Source organism: Enterococcus sp. C53 (genome assembly GCF_040887425.1).
GTDB lineage: Bacteria > Bacillota > Bacilli > Lactobacillales > Enterococcaceae > Enterococcus_B > Enterococcus_B hirae.
Map to the genome: position 1 here is coordinate 189,093 of NZ_JBFOFT010000001.1, position 18,111 is coordinate 207,203.

Below are 18,111 nucleotides of genomic sequence, written 5' to 3' on the forward strand. Positions count from 1 at the left end.
CGACGCTGCTCATGAACAATTGACCAAAGCCCAAAGCAGCAAATTCGATTACTGACCTGATCAATGACGGCCGTTTATTCGTTTTTAGAGATACTAGAAGAGACTGAGACAACTTTTGTCCCAATCTCTTTTTTTTGTTTCATTGTCTATCATTAGCTGACGATCAGCTTGGTGATTCAACCATTAGAGGAAGCCAGATGTGGGTGAGATCTTTTCATAGTTTTCCCAAACCCATAAAAATCTCTCCTAGGTACCTTTTAAGTATATTTTAAAACAATAATGCATATATATACAAATTTAATCATTTTTAAGAGGTTGTTTTAAGAAGGGGAAATAAGGAACTTTCTTAGTTTCAGTAAACAATTAATTCTTTTTTACAGGTATCAAGATTTCAAATACACGTTTTTCAGGAATCGTGGTAGTAATTTCATCTTGCCATAATATTTTCCAAAAAAATCTTTCTGGAATAAATTTATTTTTTTGAAAATAGTTCAGTAGTTTCTGATTGATTTCTTGCTTATTATAATTTGAATCTTCTATGAAGAAAGAGACATATGTTCCATTCGATCTGGTTATAATTTTCTCTGCGTCGTAAAGATGACTTTGTTCCTTGTTTATTTTAATTAGTGACCTAAAAGGAGTTTTTTGAATGTCAGAAAAAATAGAATCTTCTACTAAAAAATTTATAGGATAGCCATTAAATAAATCTTTTTGATCTAAGGATAAATAAAAATCACTATAACTAGATAAAGAATCGATGGAGTCGTAGTAATGAGAATGCATTAAATCAGAACAAATAAAAGATTCTTCTTCTCTATAAGAATGAGTAATTATATCAAAATTTATATTTTTCAATGTTGTATACCGATCGATATAATTTTCTAAAAACGTCTGCATATGTTTTAAGTCATTGATTTTTTCATCTAAAATTTCTTTTCGCTTTTTAAATTCTGTCAGCGTGTCATCCATGTTTCGATTATCGAGAAAATATTTAATCTGTTCTAAAGGTACATCAAGAAATTTCAAGGTGAGTATAACGTCTAATTCAAAGCATTGGTCACAAGTATAATATCTATAACCATGAGTAGATATTTTTTTTGGTTTGAATAAATCAATTTGATCATAATAAATTAAGGTTCTTCTACTTAAATTGACGTATTTTGCAAATTCACTGATTGTTAAATAATTATTCATAATTACCTCCTTGAATATAACGTAACGTTACAGTTTATTCTAGCAGAGCAATAACCCAAATTCGTTATAAAAGGAGATTCTTATGTTAAGTTTAATCGAAATAAAAAAAGTATTTGGAAATGAAATAGTATTGAATCATTTATCAGGAGATTTCCAAAAAGGCCTCAATTTTATTTACGGTCCATCGGGTAGTGGGAAGACAACGCTATTAAATATCATTAGTGGTATGGATCAAAATTTTGAAGGAGATGTTTATTTTAACAATCAGTCGATGAAACGTTTTACGAAAAAAGAACTATCCGACTATTATTACAATTCAATCGGTTTTATCTGGCAAGATTACCAATTGATAGAATACTTAAGTGTAGAATGTAACATTGATTTAGTTCTAAGCCTATCGAACTTAAATAAAGCAGAACGAAAAATGAAAGTAGCAAAGGTATTAGAGGAACTAGGAATATCTGGATTAGCTAAAATGAAAGTGGCAAAATTATCTGGCGGACAAAAACAACGAGTAGCGATAGCTAGAGCATTAGTAAAAGATCCAGAAATAATCATAGCAGATGAACCAACTAAACACTTAGATATTAAATCGCCAACGTTGATTTCTTCCAATCTTTCGATGATTTATGGGGACATGCCTAAAGATAATAGGAATGAAATCAGTCTATCTTTAAGTGTTGCCTCGTCTTTGAGTAAGAATATTAATCAATTAGTTGGAAAGTACGTTGACTTTGAATACTTTGATAAGGAGGGACAAAAACATAAAATAAAAATGAAAGTGAGTGGTATCTCAAACGATACGTTTGATAACTTTACAATGAGTACGAAGCTGGAAAAGAAAATTTATAAAGAAGTAGCTAGAGGTGAGGCTTCTGCTATAGCGTTTAGTGTGAAAAATTTTGAGGACATTCCCAAAATTCATCGCCTGCTGAAAAGTAAGGGGTACGATATATACACTAAGGAAAAAGACATTCGTGCTTTTAAAAATAGTTTTGCTGATACTATAAAGTTGTTTACCATATTATCCAATTTACTTTTACTCCTATTTATCTCTGTTAGTTTTATTATAATCTATCGAATTTCTATCACTAGATATTCTGAAGTTGGTATACTAAGTTGCTTAGGATATAGTACCAGAAATATCTCTAAGATATTGAGAAGAGAAACCGTTCTATTTTGTCTACTATCCGTCTTATTTAGTAGTATATGGCTTCTTATTTTTAATACTGTATATAGCCAGAACTTTGGTTATAATCTAGAGTTTAATTTCCAACTAGGGATGCTTTTGTTGTTAGTAAATATTGGATTAGTTTTTGGCATAACTGGTTTTGTTAATTATCGATTGGTCAACCTATCACCTAGTCTGGCTTTAAAAAAATAAGATCTTTAACTTTAGAAATATAGTACTGACTAAGAGTCTGGGACATTCATCAGAAATAAATCTGAAGAATGTCCCAGTTTTTGTTTTTATTTTCCGCTAATCTTAGACTATTTTTATGAATCTAAAAAGTATAAATACGAACGAAGAAGTGTTATTCGCCGATCAATTAATGAACATTCCATTTCTTCTGCTCTTACTACACCAGCTCTTCAAGTACTTGTTTGATTGCCAGCAGATCGGCTAATGTGACTTGGGCATTGATCAGTAAAACGGGGACGGTTTCAAAACTTTCTGTTAAAGGAGCGGTACTAAGGCAGAGATCATAGTCTTCGTTTTCGAAATGGCTGCGAATATCCAGATGGTAGTAGCTTTGAAAAGAAGACTCGATACGTTCTTTGATTGTTAAAGAAAGTGCCAAAGGTAAATCTGTTTCGAGTTTAAGGTTGATTTTTTTCATAAAGGTGGATGGTGGTGAAACCAAGGTCCAAGCAACCGCTACATGTAACGCAAGTCCTTTTCGTTTGCTATCTGAGGATGAGTAAAGATCAATTTGATCTAACAATTGTTCAGAACGCATCAAAAGGTTGGGGAAATTCTGCGAGACATAGTGCTGTAGATTATAGCCGGTCAAGGTATGGATCGTCTCTCCAAATAGTTCGACGGACAAAATTCCAGAAAGAATCGTTCGCAAAATCAAGTTCTTTTTTCTGGTAGACAATTGTTGAGAGTCTGTATCTTTCAGTAACAAATGGATGATTGCTTGCAAGTAAGACCGATTTTGTACGCCTTCTTCTTGAGCGGTAAAATAATTAGCTAACTGCTCTTTAGAAAAAGTGAGATCCAGATTTGATCGTAGCCACAAGAAAATAAAGTGGCTCTCCTTTGTTTCGAGTAAGAAGTGTTCACTCAACTCATCTGTCAGTTTTTTTAAGAGTGATGAATGCTGGTCCGTCAATTGTTGGAAGATTTCTTGGTCTTTAGGCGGTAGATCAGGAGCTAAAGTGATCATTTCAGCTGTTATTTTTTGCCTTTTCTAAACCGAATAATCGTCACGGCTAGTACATAAGTAGTAATTTTTAGTTCAATCTCATTGAAAGGAATTTCATTGATTTCATAAAAGTGTCGGGCGAGCATTTCACATTTTTGTTGAGAAATACCTGGAAATGGCCAGTGAAGACCAGAAAAATTTTTCCAAAAAAAAGCAACCATAAAATAGCGAATACGAGGTTCATCGCCGACTAAATAGAGCGTTCCTTTATTTTTTTTTACGGTAAACCCCAATGGCTGTAGTAGCGTTTCTAGTTCATAGCTTCGCTTTCGTACAGTAGATTCGGATAAATAATTCTCGTAGGCGAATTTGACTAGATTCACTTCATTTTCCAACAATAAAGTTTCAAATAAATTGAAAAAAGGATTTTCTTGTAATATTTTACGAATCAACGTTTTATAGTCTGTTTTGGTTCCTGTGAATTTATAGCCGAGACCATGTTTTGTATGAAAAATTGGTTCACGACTTTCATCTGTCATTAGGGAATGATTGCTTAGAACATCGTAATATTTGTAGATCGAACGCCGATCCATATTGAGGGCTTGGCTCATTTCTTCAATCGTTACAAAGCGCTTTTGATGATATAAAAAATGCAAAAGTTCGATTTCTTTTTTGACATCATTTCCAAAAAAATCATTGAATATTTCCATAAAATAACTCCTAACCAAAGATTTCCCTCGATTCTTAGCTGTTACTTGATGCCATCTTATCATAAAAAGAGGATTTTAATGTATTCCAAATGTACATTTTTTTAGCTCAGAAAAGATTCCAGAAAATTTATACTAGCAATTGTTGAAAAAATTCTAGGGTTTTAATAAGGATGGGGAAATCTGTTGGTAGAAAAGGAGAGAAATGATGAGAACGAGAAAAGACAGCTATTTCAAGATAGTGATTTTATTCGTAGGATTAATGAGTATTTTACTGGGAATAGGGATGCAAAAATCATTTGCGGAGACGGTTGATTTTGCTTATACCGATTCTACGGGACAACGTTTAACAAATGGAACAGCAGTAGGGAATACCTATAATTATGATTATGGCCATGCACCAGAAGCCGTATTTGACGAAGAAAATTATGTTAATTACGCCGACCGTGCATATTTAAAAAAGAGTGTCAAAGAAGATAGCGAGACACAAGGTTTATTTGATGTCACGTTAGATGTGAAAGGCAACCAGATCGGAACACCGATTGATTTAGTTTTGGTGATCGATTATTCTTCCTCCATGACTGGCGAAAAATTAACCAATGCTTTAATCGGATTACAACAATTTGGCAATGAATTAGCGGATTCGTTAGCTAATGGGAATATCCGCGTGGGGATTGTAGCATACAATCGAGAGGTTTATTCAACAAATGGTTTTTCAAGTAATATGAATGACTTAGAGAACTTCTTGAAATATACCGCTGAGTCACATTCGGGAACATTTATGCAAAAAGGATTATTAGCAGGGCAACGGTTATTATTGGAGAAAAGTCGGCCAGAAGCGGAAAAACTATTTATTCATATTGGTGATGACAGTGCCAATCGTAGTTATCTTCCAGTACAAGGAGCGAAAGAGTATCCAAATGAGGGAGAGATCATTGATTATAATGGCTACCATACCGATCGTTATATTCAAGATTTTCAAACTGATTCTGACAAATACTATACGACGAACAGTAACCCTTCTGATCCCAATGCAATTTCTGTTAGTAGTTCAATTGTGACAGATGCGACCTTAGGAACGATTGTTTCTCTCAAGCATTCGGGTTTTACCTGTTATTCGATAGCGACAGCACCTTCTGCTCGAGGGGAATATATTGGGCGAAACTTAGCTTCTAAACCGCAACAATACCTTACAACCGATGAAAATCTAAGCGGTTTGGGTTCTGCCTTAACAGAGATCGCCAACCAAATTGATAAAACGATTCCTAATGGTACGATCACTGATCCTATGGGGCAAGACATTTTACTCCAAGGAGCGGGTGAGTTTAATGAACGCTCCTATCAATTAGTCGGTTGGCGAAAAAATGAACAAGGAAATTGGGAACAAGCCAATGATGTAGTGGCTGATGTAGTTGTATCGGAAGCGAACCAAACGATTACGATTGCAAATATTGCATTAGGGGAAAATGAACGGCTTACGTGTACCTATCAAGTCCGTTTAAACACTGAAAATACTCATTTTAAAGGCGAAACTTGGTATTTGTGTAATGGACGGACAACGTTAGCACCAACAAATGAAAGTGAATTACTTGATTTTCCAATCCCTTCAATCAAGGCACCGACAACCACAATCCAAGTAGCAAAAAAATGGAAAAATGTAGCGGCATCCGAGATCCCAGAGACTATTGACTATGTGATTAGCAGGAGTTCGGTCGTTGATCCTACGAGTTGGCAAAGTTCAGCGGTGCTTTCTTTAAGAAAACAAGATAATTATCAAGCGACGATCAAGGAACTGCCAGTGGGCAACGAAAAAGCGGTCTTACCAAAATACAATAATCAAGGAGAAGACTTTACTTATCAAGTAGCGGAAGTGAATGTACCTGATGAGTTTGAGAGTACCGTAACCAATAATGGCAATTCTTTTGTGATCACGAATACGAAAAAAACGACCGAACCAAGCACAACGGAACCAAGCACAACGGAACCAAGCACCACAGAATCAAGTATGACCGAATCAAGCGCCATCGACTTAAGAAACTCTGGACCAAGTACAACTAAAAAAGAGGCGATGCTCCAGATTGCTTCTGAATCTTCGACTGATTCTGAAGCGGAACAGTTACCAAAAACAAATGAACATTCCTCATCCATTCTGGTCTTTCTGGGAACGATGATCGTCGGATCGGTGGGTTATTATTTGATTCGTAAAATAAGATAGCCAATCAGCTGGTGTAGCTCAGAATGTCTGAAACTAGATGTTCTGAGTTTTTTTGTGCTATAGTTTAGTCAAAGTCATGTTGTGAAACGAAGGGGGAAACAGGATGAAAAAAGCGTTGTTGGTCGTTAATCCAAGTTCTGGAGGAGAACAAGCACAAGAATATGAAAAACTGGCCCATCAAAAGTTAACCACGATGTTTGATGAAGTCGTTGTTCTTCATACGAAAAAAGCTGGAGATGCCAAGAATTTTACTCGAGAAGCAGCAGTGGATAGATACCACAGCGTGTTTGTTATGGGTGGAGATGGTACTGTTAATGAAGGAATCAATGGGATCGCTGAACAAGCACATCGTCCAAATTTTGGTTTTATTCCGTTAGGGACAGTCAACGACTTAGCCCGTGCTTTAGGCATACCGTTAGAACCCGAAGAAGCTATCGCTCATCTTTCAATGGATGCGTTGCAACCATTAGATATTGGGAAAATCAATGACCAATATTTTATGAATGTCGTGGCGATTGGAACCATTCCTGAGTCAATCAATGATGTAGATCCAGAAAAGAAAACAAAATATGGTAAGTTTGCTTACTTTATCTCAGGAATCAAGCAATTGGCTGGAACCCAATCTTATAAATTCCAGTTAGTCATTGATGGGCAGGAAAAACAAATTGAAAGTAGTACATTGCTGGTAGGATTAACTAATTCAATTGGTGGTTTTGAAACGTTGATACCTAATGCTAAAGTAAATGATGGCAAATTGCACTTGGTTTATTTAAAAGACACTTCATTGTTAGATACGTTAAAAACATTGCCTGATTTGTTAAAAGGTGTTGATTCTTCTACCGATCATCTGGCTTATCAAACCTGTGAAACGATCCAGATTGCTTTGAATGAAGACCAAGAATTGGCAACAAATGTGGATGGTGATGAAGGTGTCAAGCTGCCTGTCACACTAAAAGTTCTTCCTTCACATCTGATGATTTATTGTTGAGAAACGAGGGGGAGGATCATCTTTCTAAGCTGTTGATCTGAGTCATAGTCTTTGTTTTGAACAGTAGGTCCCCCTGTCATCTGATGTCGATTTTAAGCGGATCTGAGAATCTGGTGAGACAGAGGCTGTGAATAAAGTTGGAATAATAAACTGAAAAACAGCCAGGATGAGGTTGAGGCAAGGTTTGGCTCAGTCTCGTTCTGGCTGTTTTTGGTTAGTTCTATTTAGCTGATTTAGTTAGAAGGACGAAAAAGCATTTCTCCTGAAAAAATGAAGGAGTCTCTTAATCTAATGCTTCGATAAAGCGTTGAGTAATTTCTTGAGGGCGTGTGATCGCGCCACCTACAACGATGCCAGCTACGCCTAAATCTTTGACTTGTTTGGCTTGTTGTGGCGTGTGGATCCGACCTTCTGCAATAACGCATATATCAGCTTGGATCAGTTCTTGGATGAGTGGGAGATCAGGACCAGCTTGTTTCACACTTTCTTCTGTATAGCCGCTTAAAGTTGTCCCCACAAAATCAACTCCTGCTTCGTAAGCATTCTTTCCTTCTTCAAAAGTGGCGATATCAGCCATCAATAATTGCTGTGGATATTTTTCTTTGACTTTAGCAATGAATTCATTGATGTTCAGACCATCGTGGCGTTTGCGTAAAGTACAATCCAAAGCGATAACTTCAACCCCTGTGGCTACTAGTTCATCAACTTCCCGCATGGTTGCTGTAATAAATGGTGCTTCAGGGGGATAATCACGTTTAATGATACCAATGATCGGCAAGGAAACTTTTTCTTTGATTGCCATAATATCTCGTACTGAGTTCGCACGGATACCAACAGCTCCTGCTTTTTCAGCAGCTAAAGCAAAATAAGGCATCAAACTACCTTCTTCTGTATAAAAAGGTTCTCCAGGTAAGGCTTGGCAGGAAACGATCAGCCCACCAGCAATTTTTTCTAAGAATAATTGTTTGTCCATTCTGTTTTTCTCCTTTATAGTTTTTTCTCAGTTTCACAAAAACGTTTCGCAAAGAGCTAAGGCTATGCGAATGGTAGCAAAAAAGTGATTACTTAGATAACGGTCATCTAAGATAAATTGCTTGCTCAAACAAATAAGCGGTTTAGAAAAACGCTTTATTTTTTGACTACAAAATAAGTGTAGCGATTTCGTAATTATTGAGCAAGTGATAGTTCTCAAAAACAGCGTAGATCAGTTGAGTGAATGAATTAACATAAAAAAACAAAAGTTCTTGCTTTTTTCTTGATTTTTATATATGATTTTAACAATTTAGGGTAAAAATGAAAGAAAAGGGGTAACAAAAATGACGAAGTATCAACGGAAGGTTTTATTAGCAACATCATCAGGGATTGCATTAGAGAATATGGATATCATGTTCCTAGCTTTTTCTTTATCTTCAATGATTGCAACTTTTCATATTAGTGGAACACAAGCGGGAATGATTGCGACGATCACTAATCTGGGGATGCTCGTTGGAGGTATTTTTTTTGGTCTGATGGCGGATAAATATGGTCGAGTAAAGGTGTTCTCTCAAACGGTTATCTTATTTTCAATTGCTTCATTATTGATGTATTTTTCTTCAACGATTTATTTAGTCTACTTGTTTCGGTTTATTGCCGGAATCGGGGCTGGGGGCGAGTATGGCGCTTGTATGTCTTTGATCTCTGAAACTTTTTCAAAAAAACAAATTGGACGAGCTTCGTCCATTGCTGGTATTGGAGCCCAAGTAGGCGCGGCTCTCGCTGCTATTTTGGCGGCAATCGTCATTCCATGGCTCGGGTGGCGCATGCTATATGTGATTGGTGTATTACCCGTATTATTAGTTTTAGTCATCCGACATGGTTTAAAAGAACCGGAGGCATTTCAAGCTGCGAAAGCAACTAAAAAGGCGACAAAGTTACGTAATCTATTTGAAACAAAACAACTTACTTGGCAGACGATTGGCTTGAGTACCATGGTGACTGTCCAAATTGCTGGTTATTTTGGTTTGATGAATTGGTTACCTTCGATCATGCAAGCACAACTAGGATTATCCGTTTCAGGTTCGTCTTTATGGATGGTGAGTACGATTGTGGGGATGTCATTAGGTATGTTGACTTTTGGGATCATCATGGATAAATTAGGTCCCAGAACAGCCTTTACTTTATTCTTGATTTGTTCAGCGCTCTCGGTCTTCTTACTCGTTTTAGCTCGTAGTCAATGGAGTTTAGTAGCAGCAGCGGTGGTTGTTGGTTACTTTATCAATGGCATGTATGGCGGCTATGGTGCAATCATTAGTAGCCTGTATCCTACTGAGATCCGTGCAACAGCCAATAACTTTATTATGAATTTAGGTAGAGCTGTAGGTGGATTTTCTTCGATCATTATTGGCTTTTTGATGGATCATTATCAATTATCTGCTGTGATTATTTTTCTAAGTAGTATTTATCTTGTCAGTCTAGTGGTCTTGTGGACACTTACTGGTGTAAAAGAATTAAAATTCAGCTTACAAGAATAACATCCATTGGTGTAAGTTATCAGTGGATAAGTAACATTCGTTATCATTTTGCTTTATAAAAAGATCGTTAAATAAATACGTATATTTTATTTTATCTAGGTAAATATACTTATTTTCTATTAAAAACATGGTATGATTATTAGTAATCGAATAAAGAAATAGGTGAATGTTCATGGATAGTATGGCGAAAGTCAATCAATTTAGAGACGAAAGAAATTGGCGACAATTTCATAACGAAAAAGATCTTGCAATTTCTATTTCCTTAGAAGCTTCTGAATTACTGGAGCTTTTTCAATGGAAGCAACCAGAAGAAGTGAAGGAAACATCATTAGAGCGGATCAAAGAAGAACTGGCAGATGTCTTGATCTATTCTTACATGATGGCTGACAATTTACAGTTGGATCTTGATGAAATTATTGAAGAAAAATTAGCAAAAAATAAATTGAAATATCCAGTAGAAGCAAGTCGAGGACAACGAAAGAAATATACAGAACTTTAAGTGTGAAACTACAGGTTGCGTTTATTTTAGCTAAATAAGGGAGGCAAGTGAATGAAGGAAAAACCAAGCAAAGGTCGAGTAAAAAGATGGATCGCCAATTTTTTCTTATTTTTACTATTATTGGTTGGCTTAGCGTTAATTTTTAATGAACAGATCAAAGATTATTTTGTTAAAAATACCGGAGATAAATACGCAATTGCCAATGTGACAAAAGATGAAATTAAGAAAAACAACGAAAAAGAGGCAAGTTTTGATTTTGATGCAGTGGAGTCAATGAGTACGGAAAGTGTGTTGCGTGCCCAACTGAATCGAACAGACTTACCAGTTATTGGTAGTATTGCTGTTCCTTCTGTGGCAATCAATATCCCGATTTTTAGAGGTTTAGATAATGCGAACTTGCTTTATGGTGCGGGGACATTAGATCCTAATCAGCAAATGGGAAAAGGAAATTATGCTTTAGCGAGTCATCGTTCGAGCAATCCACAACTATTATTTACGCCACTAGAAAATTTATCATTAGGAGATAAAATCTATTTGGTAGATTTGGAAAATGTCTATACGTATAAAGCAACCTTTAAAGAAAAAGTGGCACCGACGGAGACCCAGCTGTTAAATATCCAAGAAGGAAAATCGCTCGTTACGTTGATTACGTGCGGAGATATGAATGCGGTGACTCGATTAGTCGTTCAAGGAGAATTAGAGAAGGTTACACCAATGAAAAAAGCGACGAAAGAAATGAAGGCAGCATTCAATATGGAAACACGAACATTTTAGACGAAAATAGTTAATGAAAAACCGACGATTGCTAGTTCGCTCGAATAGCTAATAGTTTTCGTCGGTTTTTTAATTTCTCATTTTTACAATTACTAAAAAAAAAAAGTTGAAAAGGTTTGCAAAAATAAAAGAAGGGTGCTATGCTTGGTTCAGATAATCGATGGATTGTTACTGCTCGGCAGGCAAAACCAGAATTCAACCTAAAGTACAGGGGGATTCTAGGTTTTTTTATTTTTTTATGAGAGGGCGAGGGAAAATGGTTATTGAAAAAGTCTTAAATAATAACGTCGTCATTTCAAAAAACGAACGAGGTGAAGAGATTATCTGTATGGGCAAAGGCCTCGCGTTTCAAAAAAGACCTGGTGATAGGATTGATAAAACAGCAGTTCAAAAAGAATTTGTTTTAAAAGATTCCTTAGCAACCAATCAATTTCAACAGCTGATGGCGGATGTCCCATTAGAAGAAGTAGAATTAGTCAAACAGATCGTTGATGTGGCGGAAGAACGATTAGGCGTTTCGTTGTCGTCAAATATTTATTTGACATTGACCGATCATATTCATTATGCGATTTGTCGAGCGAACGAAAATATCCAGTTACCAAATCCGCTTCTTTTTGAAACAAAGAAATTTTATCCGAAAGAATACTTGGTGGCCAAAGAAGTATTGCAATTGATCCAGAGAAAAGTTGGAGTCAGTCTGCCGATTGACGAAGCAGGATTTATCGCTTTTCATTTAGTGAATAGCCAACAAGGAAATGGGGATATGCAAGTCACGATGACTGCAACGACGATCGTTAGAGATATTCTCAGCATTATTAGTAAGTTCTTTGGTGTGACATTTGACGAGGAATCGTTGAATTACCAACGAATCATTACCCATTTACAATTTTTTACACAACGCTATTTAAAGGGCGAAAGTTCGGATGAGCAGGATGAATTTCTCTATGCGCTTGTTCAAGGGAAATATCCAAAAGCCTTTCGCTGTTCGGAACGGATCAATGACTATCTCTTAAAAACACAACAGGAACCAATGGGAGTCGCAGAACAAATCTATTTAACGATTCACATCCAACGTGTAGTGAGTGAAAAACAAAGTACCCAATCTTAAGGATTGTTACTGGTAAAGCAGGCAAAACCTAGATTGAAAAATAGGGCACGAATTTTCGTGACCGTTTTTTCAATCTAGGTTTTTTATTTGATTAAATCAACTAGAAAGAAGGAAAAGAAGATGGATAATCAAGCAGTTGGTAAAAGAGTATGGGAGGCAGTCGGAGGCGAAAAGAACGTTAATAGTTTAGTACATTGTGCGACACGTTTACGTTTCAAATTAAAAGATGAATCGGTCGCAGATACACAAAAGTTAAAACAGGATCCAGATGTGATTCAAGTAGTACAAAGTGGTGGTCAGTACCAAGTAGTTATCGGTAGTAATGTGGCTGACGTTTACCAAGCAATCGTTGATGAGCAAGGTCTGACAGATCAATCGGGAACAGAGGATCAGTCAAAAAATCCTTTGAATCGCTTGATTGATATTATTTCTAGTATTTTCACGCCATTTTTAGGCGCAATGGCAGCTGCAGGGATCTTAAAAGGATTTTTATCTTTGGCAACGGTGTTAGGGTGGCTTTCAGCGGATACTGGGGCTTACCAAATTCTATTTGCAGCCGCAGATGGTGTCTTTACCTTTTTACCAGTGATGTTAGCTTTTACTGCAGCCAAAAAATTCAAAACGAACCAATTTTTATCTGTGGCAATTGCTATGGCGTTAGTTTATCCAGCAATCACGCAACTAGCTGGAGCTGGAGGGGCAGTGGATTTCTTTGGATTACCAATCGTGTTAGCTCAATCAGGTTACACATCTTCAGTGATTCCGATCATTTTGGCTGTTTGGGTCCAAAGCAAATTTGAACCGCTGGTGAAAAAAGTGATTCCACAATTTTTACAAATGATTTTTGTACCAATGATCGTTTTATTGGTGATGGTGCCATTAACTTTCTTACTGTTAGGTCCAATCGGGACAGTTATCGGTAATGGGTTAGGTAGTCTATTTAATTCGATTTACAGCTTTAGTCCATTAGTTGCGGGCTTGATTATGGGAAGTTTATGGCAAGTGTTCGTAATGTTTGGGATGCACTGGGGCTTTGTACCGATCATGTTCTTGAATATTGAACAATATGGGTTTGACGTCATGGTTCCAATGCTTTTACCAGCCGTTTTAGCTCAAGGTGGTGCAGCCTTAGCAGTGGCGATTCGGACCAAAGATACTAAGCTTCGTTCATTAGGTATTTCATCTACAATTACCTCACTTTTTGGCATTACGGAACCAACTGTTTATGGGGTAACTTTACCGTTAAAGAAACCGTTTGTCGTTGCTTGTCTGTCAGCCGGTATCGGAGGCGCAATGATTGGTTTTGCTGGTGTGAAAGCTTTCTCTAGCGGGTTAGTAAGCTTGTTAACGATCCCAACGTTTATTAGTACGAACCAAGCAGTTGAATCCAATGTGACCATGGCAATCCTTGCGACAGCTCTTTCATTTGTCTTAGCATTCGTAGGTACGCTGATCGTTGGATTTGATGAAACCGTCCAAGATGAAAAACTAGAAACAAATCAACAAACAACAGCAGGTGACACGATTAGTTCTGCTCGACATAATCTAAAAAGTCCTTTAAGCGGGAAAGTCCTGCCATTATCTGATGTTCCGGATAAAGTTTTCTCTTCTGGAGCGATGGGAAAAGGGCTTGCGATTGATCCGGAAAAAGGTGAATTGATTGCGCCAGCAGATGGGGAGATCACGACCATTTTCCCAACAGGTCATGCGGTTGGTTTAACAACGAAAGATGGGATTGAAATCTTGATGCATATCGGTATGGATACCGTTGAGCTTGAAGGACAAGGGTTTGAGACTTTTGTAAAACAAGGGGATCAAGTAAAAGCTGGTGATTTATTGGTTCGATTTGATATTGAAGCGATTAAAGCCGCTGGATACAGTGTGATCACGCCAATCGTTATTACAAATACGGAACATTTTGCTGATGTGTTGGAATTAAATCAAGAAGAACTGATTGCTAGTGAAGATTTTCTAGCAATTGTCAAATAAGGAGGAAATAGCAGATGACTACAAAGTTTTCAAAAGATTTTTTATGGGGTGGCGCTACAGCTGCCAATCAATTAGAAGGTGCTTACGATCAAGATGGGAAAGGGCTCTCAGTTGCTGATGCGATGCCTGGGGGGAAACAACGATTTGCAGTTATTGGCAGTGAAGACTTTGATTGGACGATCCAACCAGATAAATATACCTATCCTAACCATCAAGGGATCGATCATTATTATCGGTTTAAAGAAGACATTGCGCTTTTTGCTGAAATGGGCTTTAAATGTTATCGTTTCTCCATTGCTTGGACTCGGATTTTCCCTCAAGGAGACGAAGTAACACCGAATGAGAAAGGCTTAACGTTTTATGAAGAAGTGATTGATGAATGTTTGAAATATGGGATTGAACCTGTGATCACGATTTCCCATTACGAGATGCCATTAAATCTAGCAAAAAAATATGGCGGATGGAAAAACCGAGAACTGATTGAATTTTACGAACGCTTTGCTAAAGTGGTGCTTGAACGATTCAGCGATAAAGTCAAATATTGGATGACGTTCAATGAGATCAATTCAGCTTTTCATTTTCCAGCTTTGAGTCAAGGATTAGTAAAAAGTAATGGTGCAGCTGATTATCAAAATATCTTCCAAGCATGGCATAACCAATTTGTAGCAAGTAGTAAAGCAGTAAAAATCGCTCATGAATTACGGGAGGATAGCCAAGTGGGTTGTATGATTATCTATGCAACGACGTATAGCATAGATGCTAATCCAATCAATCAAGTAGCTACATTGATCCAGAACCAAGAATTTAATTTCTTCTGTGCGGATGTTCAAGTACGGGGCAAATACCCGGCATACACAAACCGCACGTATGAAAAATATGGCGTAGATAGTGCCAAATTAGAACAAACGACTGAAGATTTTGAGTTGTTGCAAGCATATCCAGTCGACTATATCGGTTTCAGCTATTATATGTCTACTGCAGTCAACGAAACGGACCCAGATGCAGCGGCCTCAGCCGGTAATCTTTTAGGTGGAGTTAAAAATCCATTCTTAGAAGCCAGTGAATGGGGATGGCAGATTGATCCAGAAGGTTTACGGATTGCATTAAACGAGTTGTACAACCGTTACGAAAAACCATTGTTTATTGTTGAAAATGGGTTAGGCGCAATTGATAAGGTAGAAGAAGACGGGCGCATCAATGACGATTACCGTATTGATTACTTACGTCGGCATATCGAAGCAATGGAAGAAGCTGTGGCTGATGGAGTAGAACTCATGGGATATACGCCATGGGGATGTATTGATCTGGTAAGTGCTTCGACTGGTGAAATGAGTAAACGTTATGGATTTATCTATGTTGATTTGGATGATGAAGGGAACGGAACCAAAAATCGTTCAAAGAAAAAATCTTTTGAGTGGTATCAAAAAGTCATTGCCACCAATGGAGAAGAACTGTAAGTTTGTATTCATGATAGAACCGTTGTTTACTAAGAAATTAAGAATAGTTCATTTCTGATAAAGAAAATAAGGTCATTTTTGACAAATCACTGTCGAAAATGATCTTTTTTTCTATTTGATCGAGCGATTCATTTTACTCTCGTTGTTCTAAAGAAAAAAATCACGAGATGTGGGAAAGTCTCACTTGTATGCTTTGTCATAGAATGATAAAAAAATATCGGTTATTTTAAAATAATCATAGGGATTAGGAAGGGAAGATGATATAATCTAGAATGAAAATGTGAAATAAATCACTATTGTTTTTGAAAAAATATGGGAAGTGTGGGTTTGAACATCTATGTATACACCAGAAGAAATTATGGATATCAGTATCCATCTTGGAACGAAAAAGATCCAAAAGCCAATTCTTGCGAAATTGATTCTAGGTTTTATCGGAGGAGCAATGATCTCGTTAGGTTATTTAGCCTACATCAGAGTTTCAGCTTCGATTCCAGAATCACTGGCGAGTTTAACTAGTTTAGTAGGGGCGGCTGTGTTTCCTATCGGACTATTGGTGATCCTGCTTGGTGGCGGGGAATTGATTACTGGAAATATGATGGCGGTTGCAATTGCTTTTATGGATAAAAAAGTAACTTTTTCACAATTAGTTAAAAATTGGACAATTATCACGTTAGCTAATATCGTGGGTGCCATTTTTGTTGCATATTTCTTTGGACACTTTGTCGGATTGACTCATTCAGGCGTTTATTTGGACCAAGTCATCCATATTGCTGATCATAAGATCGAAGCTTCTTGGTGGCAAGCACTTGGTTCGGGAATCGGTTGTAACTGGTTTGTCGGCTTAGCATTATGGCTATCCTATGGAGCAAAAGATGCAGCTGGAAAAGTATTGACTATTTGGTTTCCCGTAATGATTTTTGTTGCCATTGGCTTTCAGCATAGTGTGGCTAACTGCTTTGTGATCCCAGCCGCAATTTTTGAAGGACAAGCAACTTGGACAGAATTTCTCTTGAATTTTATCCCAGTTTATATCGGTAATATTGTCGGCGGTGCAATATTCGTATCAGGATTTTACTATGCAAGCTATAAGCATCATTGAAATAAGCATGTTGAACGATAAGTTAGAAGCCTAATAAGAACATCGAAGTTTGCGTTTTGCTTACTTTGGTGTTTTTTGTAACTGATAAAATAATTTCTTCCTATTATAATTTTATAGATAAAAAAGAAGAACTATTGTCTCAATCCTCAATCCACCAACATAGCTAATCCATGGCGTTTATATTCTTTTTTTATTTTATATGTGCTATGATTCTAGTAATAAAATCGAAAGGTGAAGTTATGAAAAGGACACGTGTACTATACCTAGAAGTTGCAGACAAGATCAAAGAAGATATCTTTTCAGGAAAGTATCCTGTCGGCACCATGTTGCCTACAGAAAATGAATTAGAAGAAATGTTTCAAGTAAGTAAGATCACGGTTCGTAAGGCCATTGAATTATTAGCAACAGATGAATATGTCGAAAAGAAAAGCGGACGAGGGACGACGGTAGTAAGTAATCGTCCATACAATCGTTTGTCAAAAGCGGCAAGTTTTACACAGATTCTAGAAAACTCACAACATACAGTTCACAAAGAAACGTTGGAATTAAAGAAAATCACTTTAAAAAAAGATCACCCATTATTTGCCTCTTTTGGTTCAACGGCTGTCTGTTTTAAGCGATTATACTACTTAAACGACCGTCCTTATATTTACTTTACGCATTATCTGCCAAGTGATTTGTTAGAAATCAAGCGCAAAGTATTTGATGAAGAGTCTTTATATCGTTTATTGACCCAAAAAGGTTATGCCATCGACTCCTTTGCCGATGATTTTTCCGCTGTGTTTCTAACAAAGGATGAACGGGAAATTTTAAAAACTACCTCAGAAATCGCGATTAAAAGAACGCGACAATCAAAGACTCACTTGGGGAAAACAATCGAATATTCAGAAGCAATTTACGAGACCAATCTGCATCCTTATCATATCGACTATGAAACATAAGGTTGTTTGAACGATGTTCTGCTTCAAGTAATAACGGCGAGCCTTAGAAAATAGCTTTTCATATTTTGTAAGGCTCGCCGTTATTACCGCAGAAGCAATCGTTCAAACACCGTCTATCAGGAAGTAAAGGTCCCAGGTTAAAGACTCACCAGAAAATAGCTTTTCATATTTTGTAAGTACGCTCGTTATTACCGCAGAAGCAACCTTTTAAACACCGTCTATCAGGAGGTAAAAGCCTGAGGTTAAAGGCTTACCAGA

Annotated in this window: 15 protein-coding genes; 11 read left to right on the forward strand and 4 right to left on the reverse strand. The window is 36.9% G+C overall.

All coding sequences use genetic code 11. The features are described 5' to 3' along the window. Positions 1–363 precede the first annotated feature (363 nt). Positions 364–1,194, reverse strand: a complete 831-nt coding sequence (locus AB3I42_RS00920; RefSeq protein ID WP_010719950.1) for a MerR family transcriptional regulator — start codon at positions 1,192–1,194, stop codon at positions 364–366. An 82-nt stretch (positions 1,195–1,276) separates the two neighbouring features. Here AB3I42_RS00920 and AB3I42_RS00925 point away from each other — a divergent pair, with 82 nt between their 5' ends. Further along, positions 1,277–2,578, forward strand: coding sequence for an ATP-binding cassette domain-containing protein (locus AB3I42_RS00925; protein ID WP_104324958.1), 1,302 nt, complete (start codon positions 1,277–1,279; stop codon positions 2,576–2,578). Positions 2,579–2,774: 196 nt separating this feature from the next. Here AB3I42_RS00925 and AB3I42_RS00930 read toward each other — a convergent pair whose 3' ends face one another. Next, a complete protein-coding gene (locus AB3I42_RS00930; RefSeq protein ID WP_014834241.1) occupies positions 2,775–3,587 on the reverse strand; it encodes a hypothetical protein in 813 nt (270 codons plus the stop codon). Positions 3,588–3,595: 8 nt separating this feature from the next. Further along, positions 3,596–4,276 (reverse strand): helix-turn-helix domain-containing protein, encoded by a 681-nt coding sequence (locus AB3I42_RS00935; RefSeq protein WP_258924862.1) that lies wholly within the window; start codon positions 4,274–4,276, stop codon positions 3,596–3,598. Positions 4,277–4,481: 205 nt separating this feature from the next. Between AB3I42_RS00935 and AB3I42_RS00940 the strand changes: the two genes are divergently transcribed. Continuing rightward, a complete protein-coding gene (locus AB3I42_RS00940) occupies positions 4,482–6,488 on the forward strand; it encodes a VWA domain-containing protein (protein WP_081125401.1) in 2,007 nt (668 codons plus the stop codon). A gap of 103 nt (positions 6,489–6,591) precedes the next feature. Continuing rightward, positions 6,592–7,476, forward strand: coding sequence for a diacylglycerol kinase family protein (locus tag AB3I42_RS00945; RefSeq protein ID WP_010738355.1), 885 nt, complete (start codon positions 6,592–6,594; stop codon positions 7,474–7,476). Between the two features lie 283 nt (positions 7,477–7,759). Here AB3I42_RS00945 and AB3I42_RS00950 read toward each other — a convergent pair whose 3' ends face one another. Continuing rightward, positions 7,760–8,449, reverse strand: a complete 690-nt coding sequence (locus tag AB3I42_RS00950; protein WP_010738354.1) for an N-acetylmannosamine-6-phosphate 2-epimerase — start codon at positions 8,447–8,449, stop codon at positions 7,760–7,762. Between the two features lie 343 nt (positions 8,450–8,792). On the opposite strand from AB3I42_RS00950, the gene AB3I42_RS00955 reads away from it, so the two are divergent. The 8 genes from AB3I42_RS00955 to AB3I42_RS00990 all read left to right on the forward strand — a co-directional run bounded on the left by AB3I42_RS00955 (position 8,793) and on the right by AB3I42_RS00990 (position 17,853). After that, positions 8,793–9,986, forward strand: coding sequence for an MFS transporter (locus tag AB3I42_RS00955; protein ID WP_010738353.1), 1,194 nt, complete (start codon positions 8,793–8,795; stop codon positions 9,984–9,986). Between the two features lie 172 nt (positions 9,987–10,158). Next, positions 10,159–10,485, forward strand: coding sequence for a nucleotide pyrophosphohydrolase (locus AB3I42_RS00960; protein WP_010719940.1), 327 nt, complete (start codon positions 10,159–10,161; stop codon positions 10,483–10,485). A 51-nt stretch (positions 10,486–10,536) separates the two neighbouring features. Next, a complete protein-coding gene (locus AB3I42_RS00965; protein WP_010738352.1) occupies positions 10,537–11,259 on the forward strand; it encodes a class A sortase in 723 nt (240 codons plus the stop codon). Between the two features lie 256 nt (positions 11,260–11,515). Beyond that, positions 11,516–12,367: a BglG family transcription antiterminator LicT gene (licT, locus tag AB3I42_RS00970; protein WP_010738350.1), complete on the forward strand. Its 852-nt coding sequence runs from the start codon at positions 11,516–11,518 to the stop codon at positions 12,365–12,367. A gap of 120 nt (positions 12,368–12,487) precedes the next feature. After that, positions 12,488–14,356, forward strand: coding sequence for a beta-glucoside-specific PTS transporter subunit IIABC (locus AB3I42_RS00975; protein ID WP_034699718.1), 1,869 nt, complete (start codon positions 12,488–12,490; stop codon positions 14,354–14,356). A 14-nt stretch (positions 14,357–14,370) separates the two neighbouring features. Continuing rightward, positions 14,371–15,813, forward strand: a complete 1,443-nt coding sequence (locus AB3I42_RS00980; protein ID WP_306690231.1) for a glycoside hydrolase family 1 protein — start codon at positions 14,371–14,373, stop codon at positions 15,811–15,813. A 337-nt stretch (positions 15,814–16,150) separates the two neighbouring features. Continuing rightward, complete coding sequence (locus AB3I42_RS00985; RefSeq protein WP_010719935.1) at positions 16,151–16,912, forward strand: formate/nitrite transporter family protein; 762 nt, start codon at positions 16,151–16,153, stop codon at positions 16,910–16,912. Between the two features lie 239 nt (positions 16,913–17,151). After that, complete coding sequence (locus tag AB3I42_RS00990) at positions 17,152–17,853, forward strand: GntR family transcriptional regulator (RefSeq protein ID WP_010719934.1); 702 nt, start codon at positions 17,152–17,154, stop codon at positions 17,851–17,853. Positions 17,854–18,111: the final 258 nt, after the last annotated feature.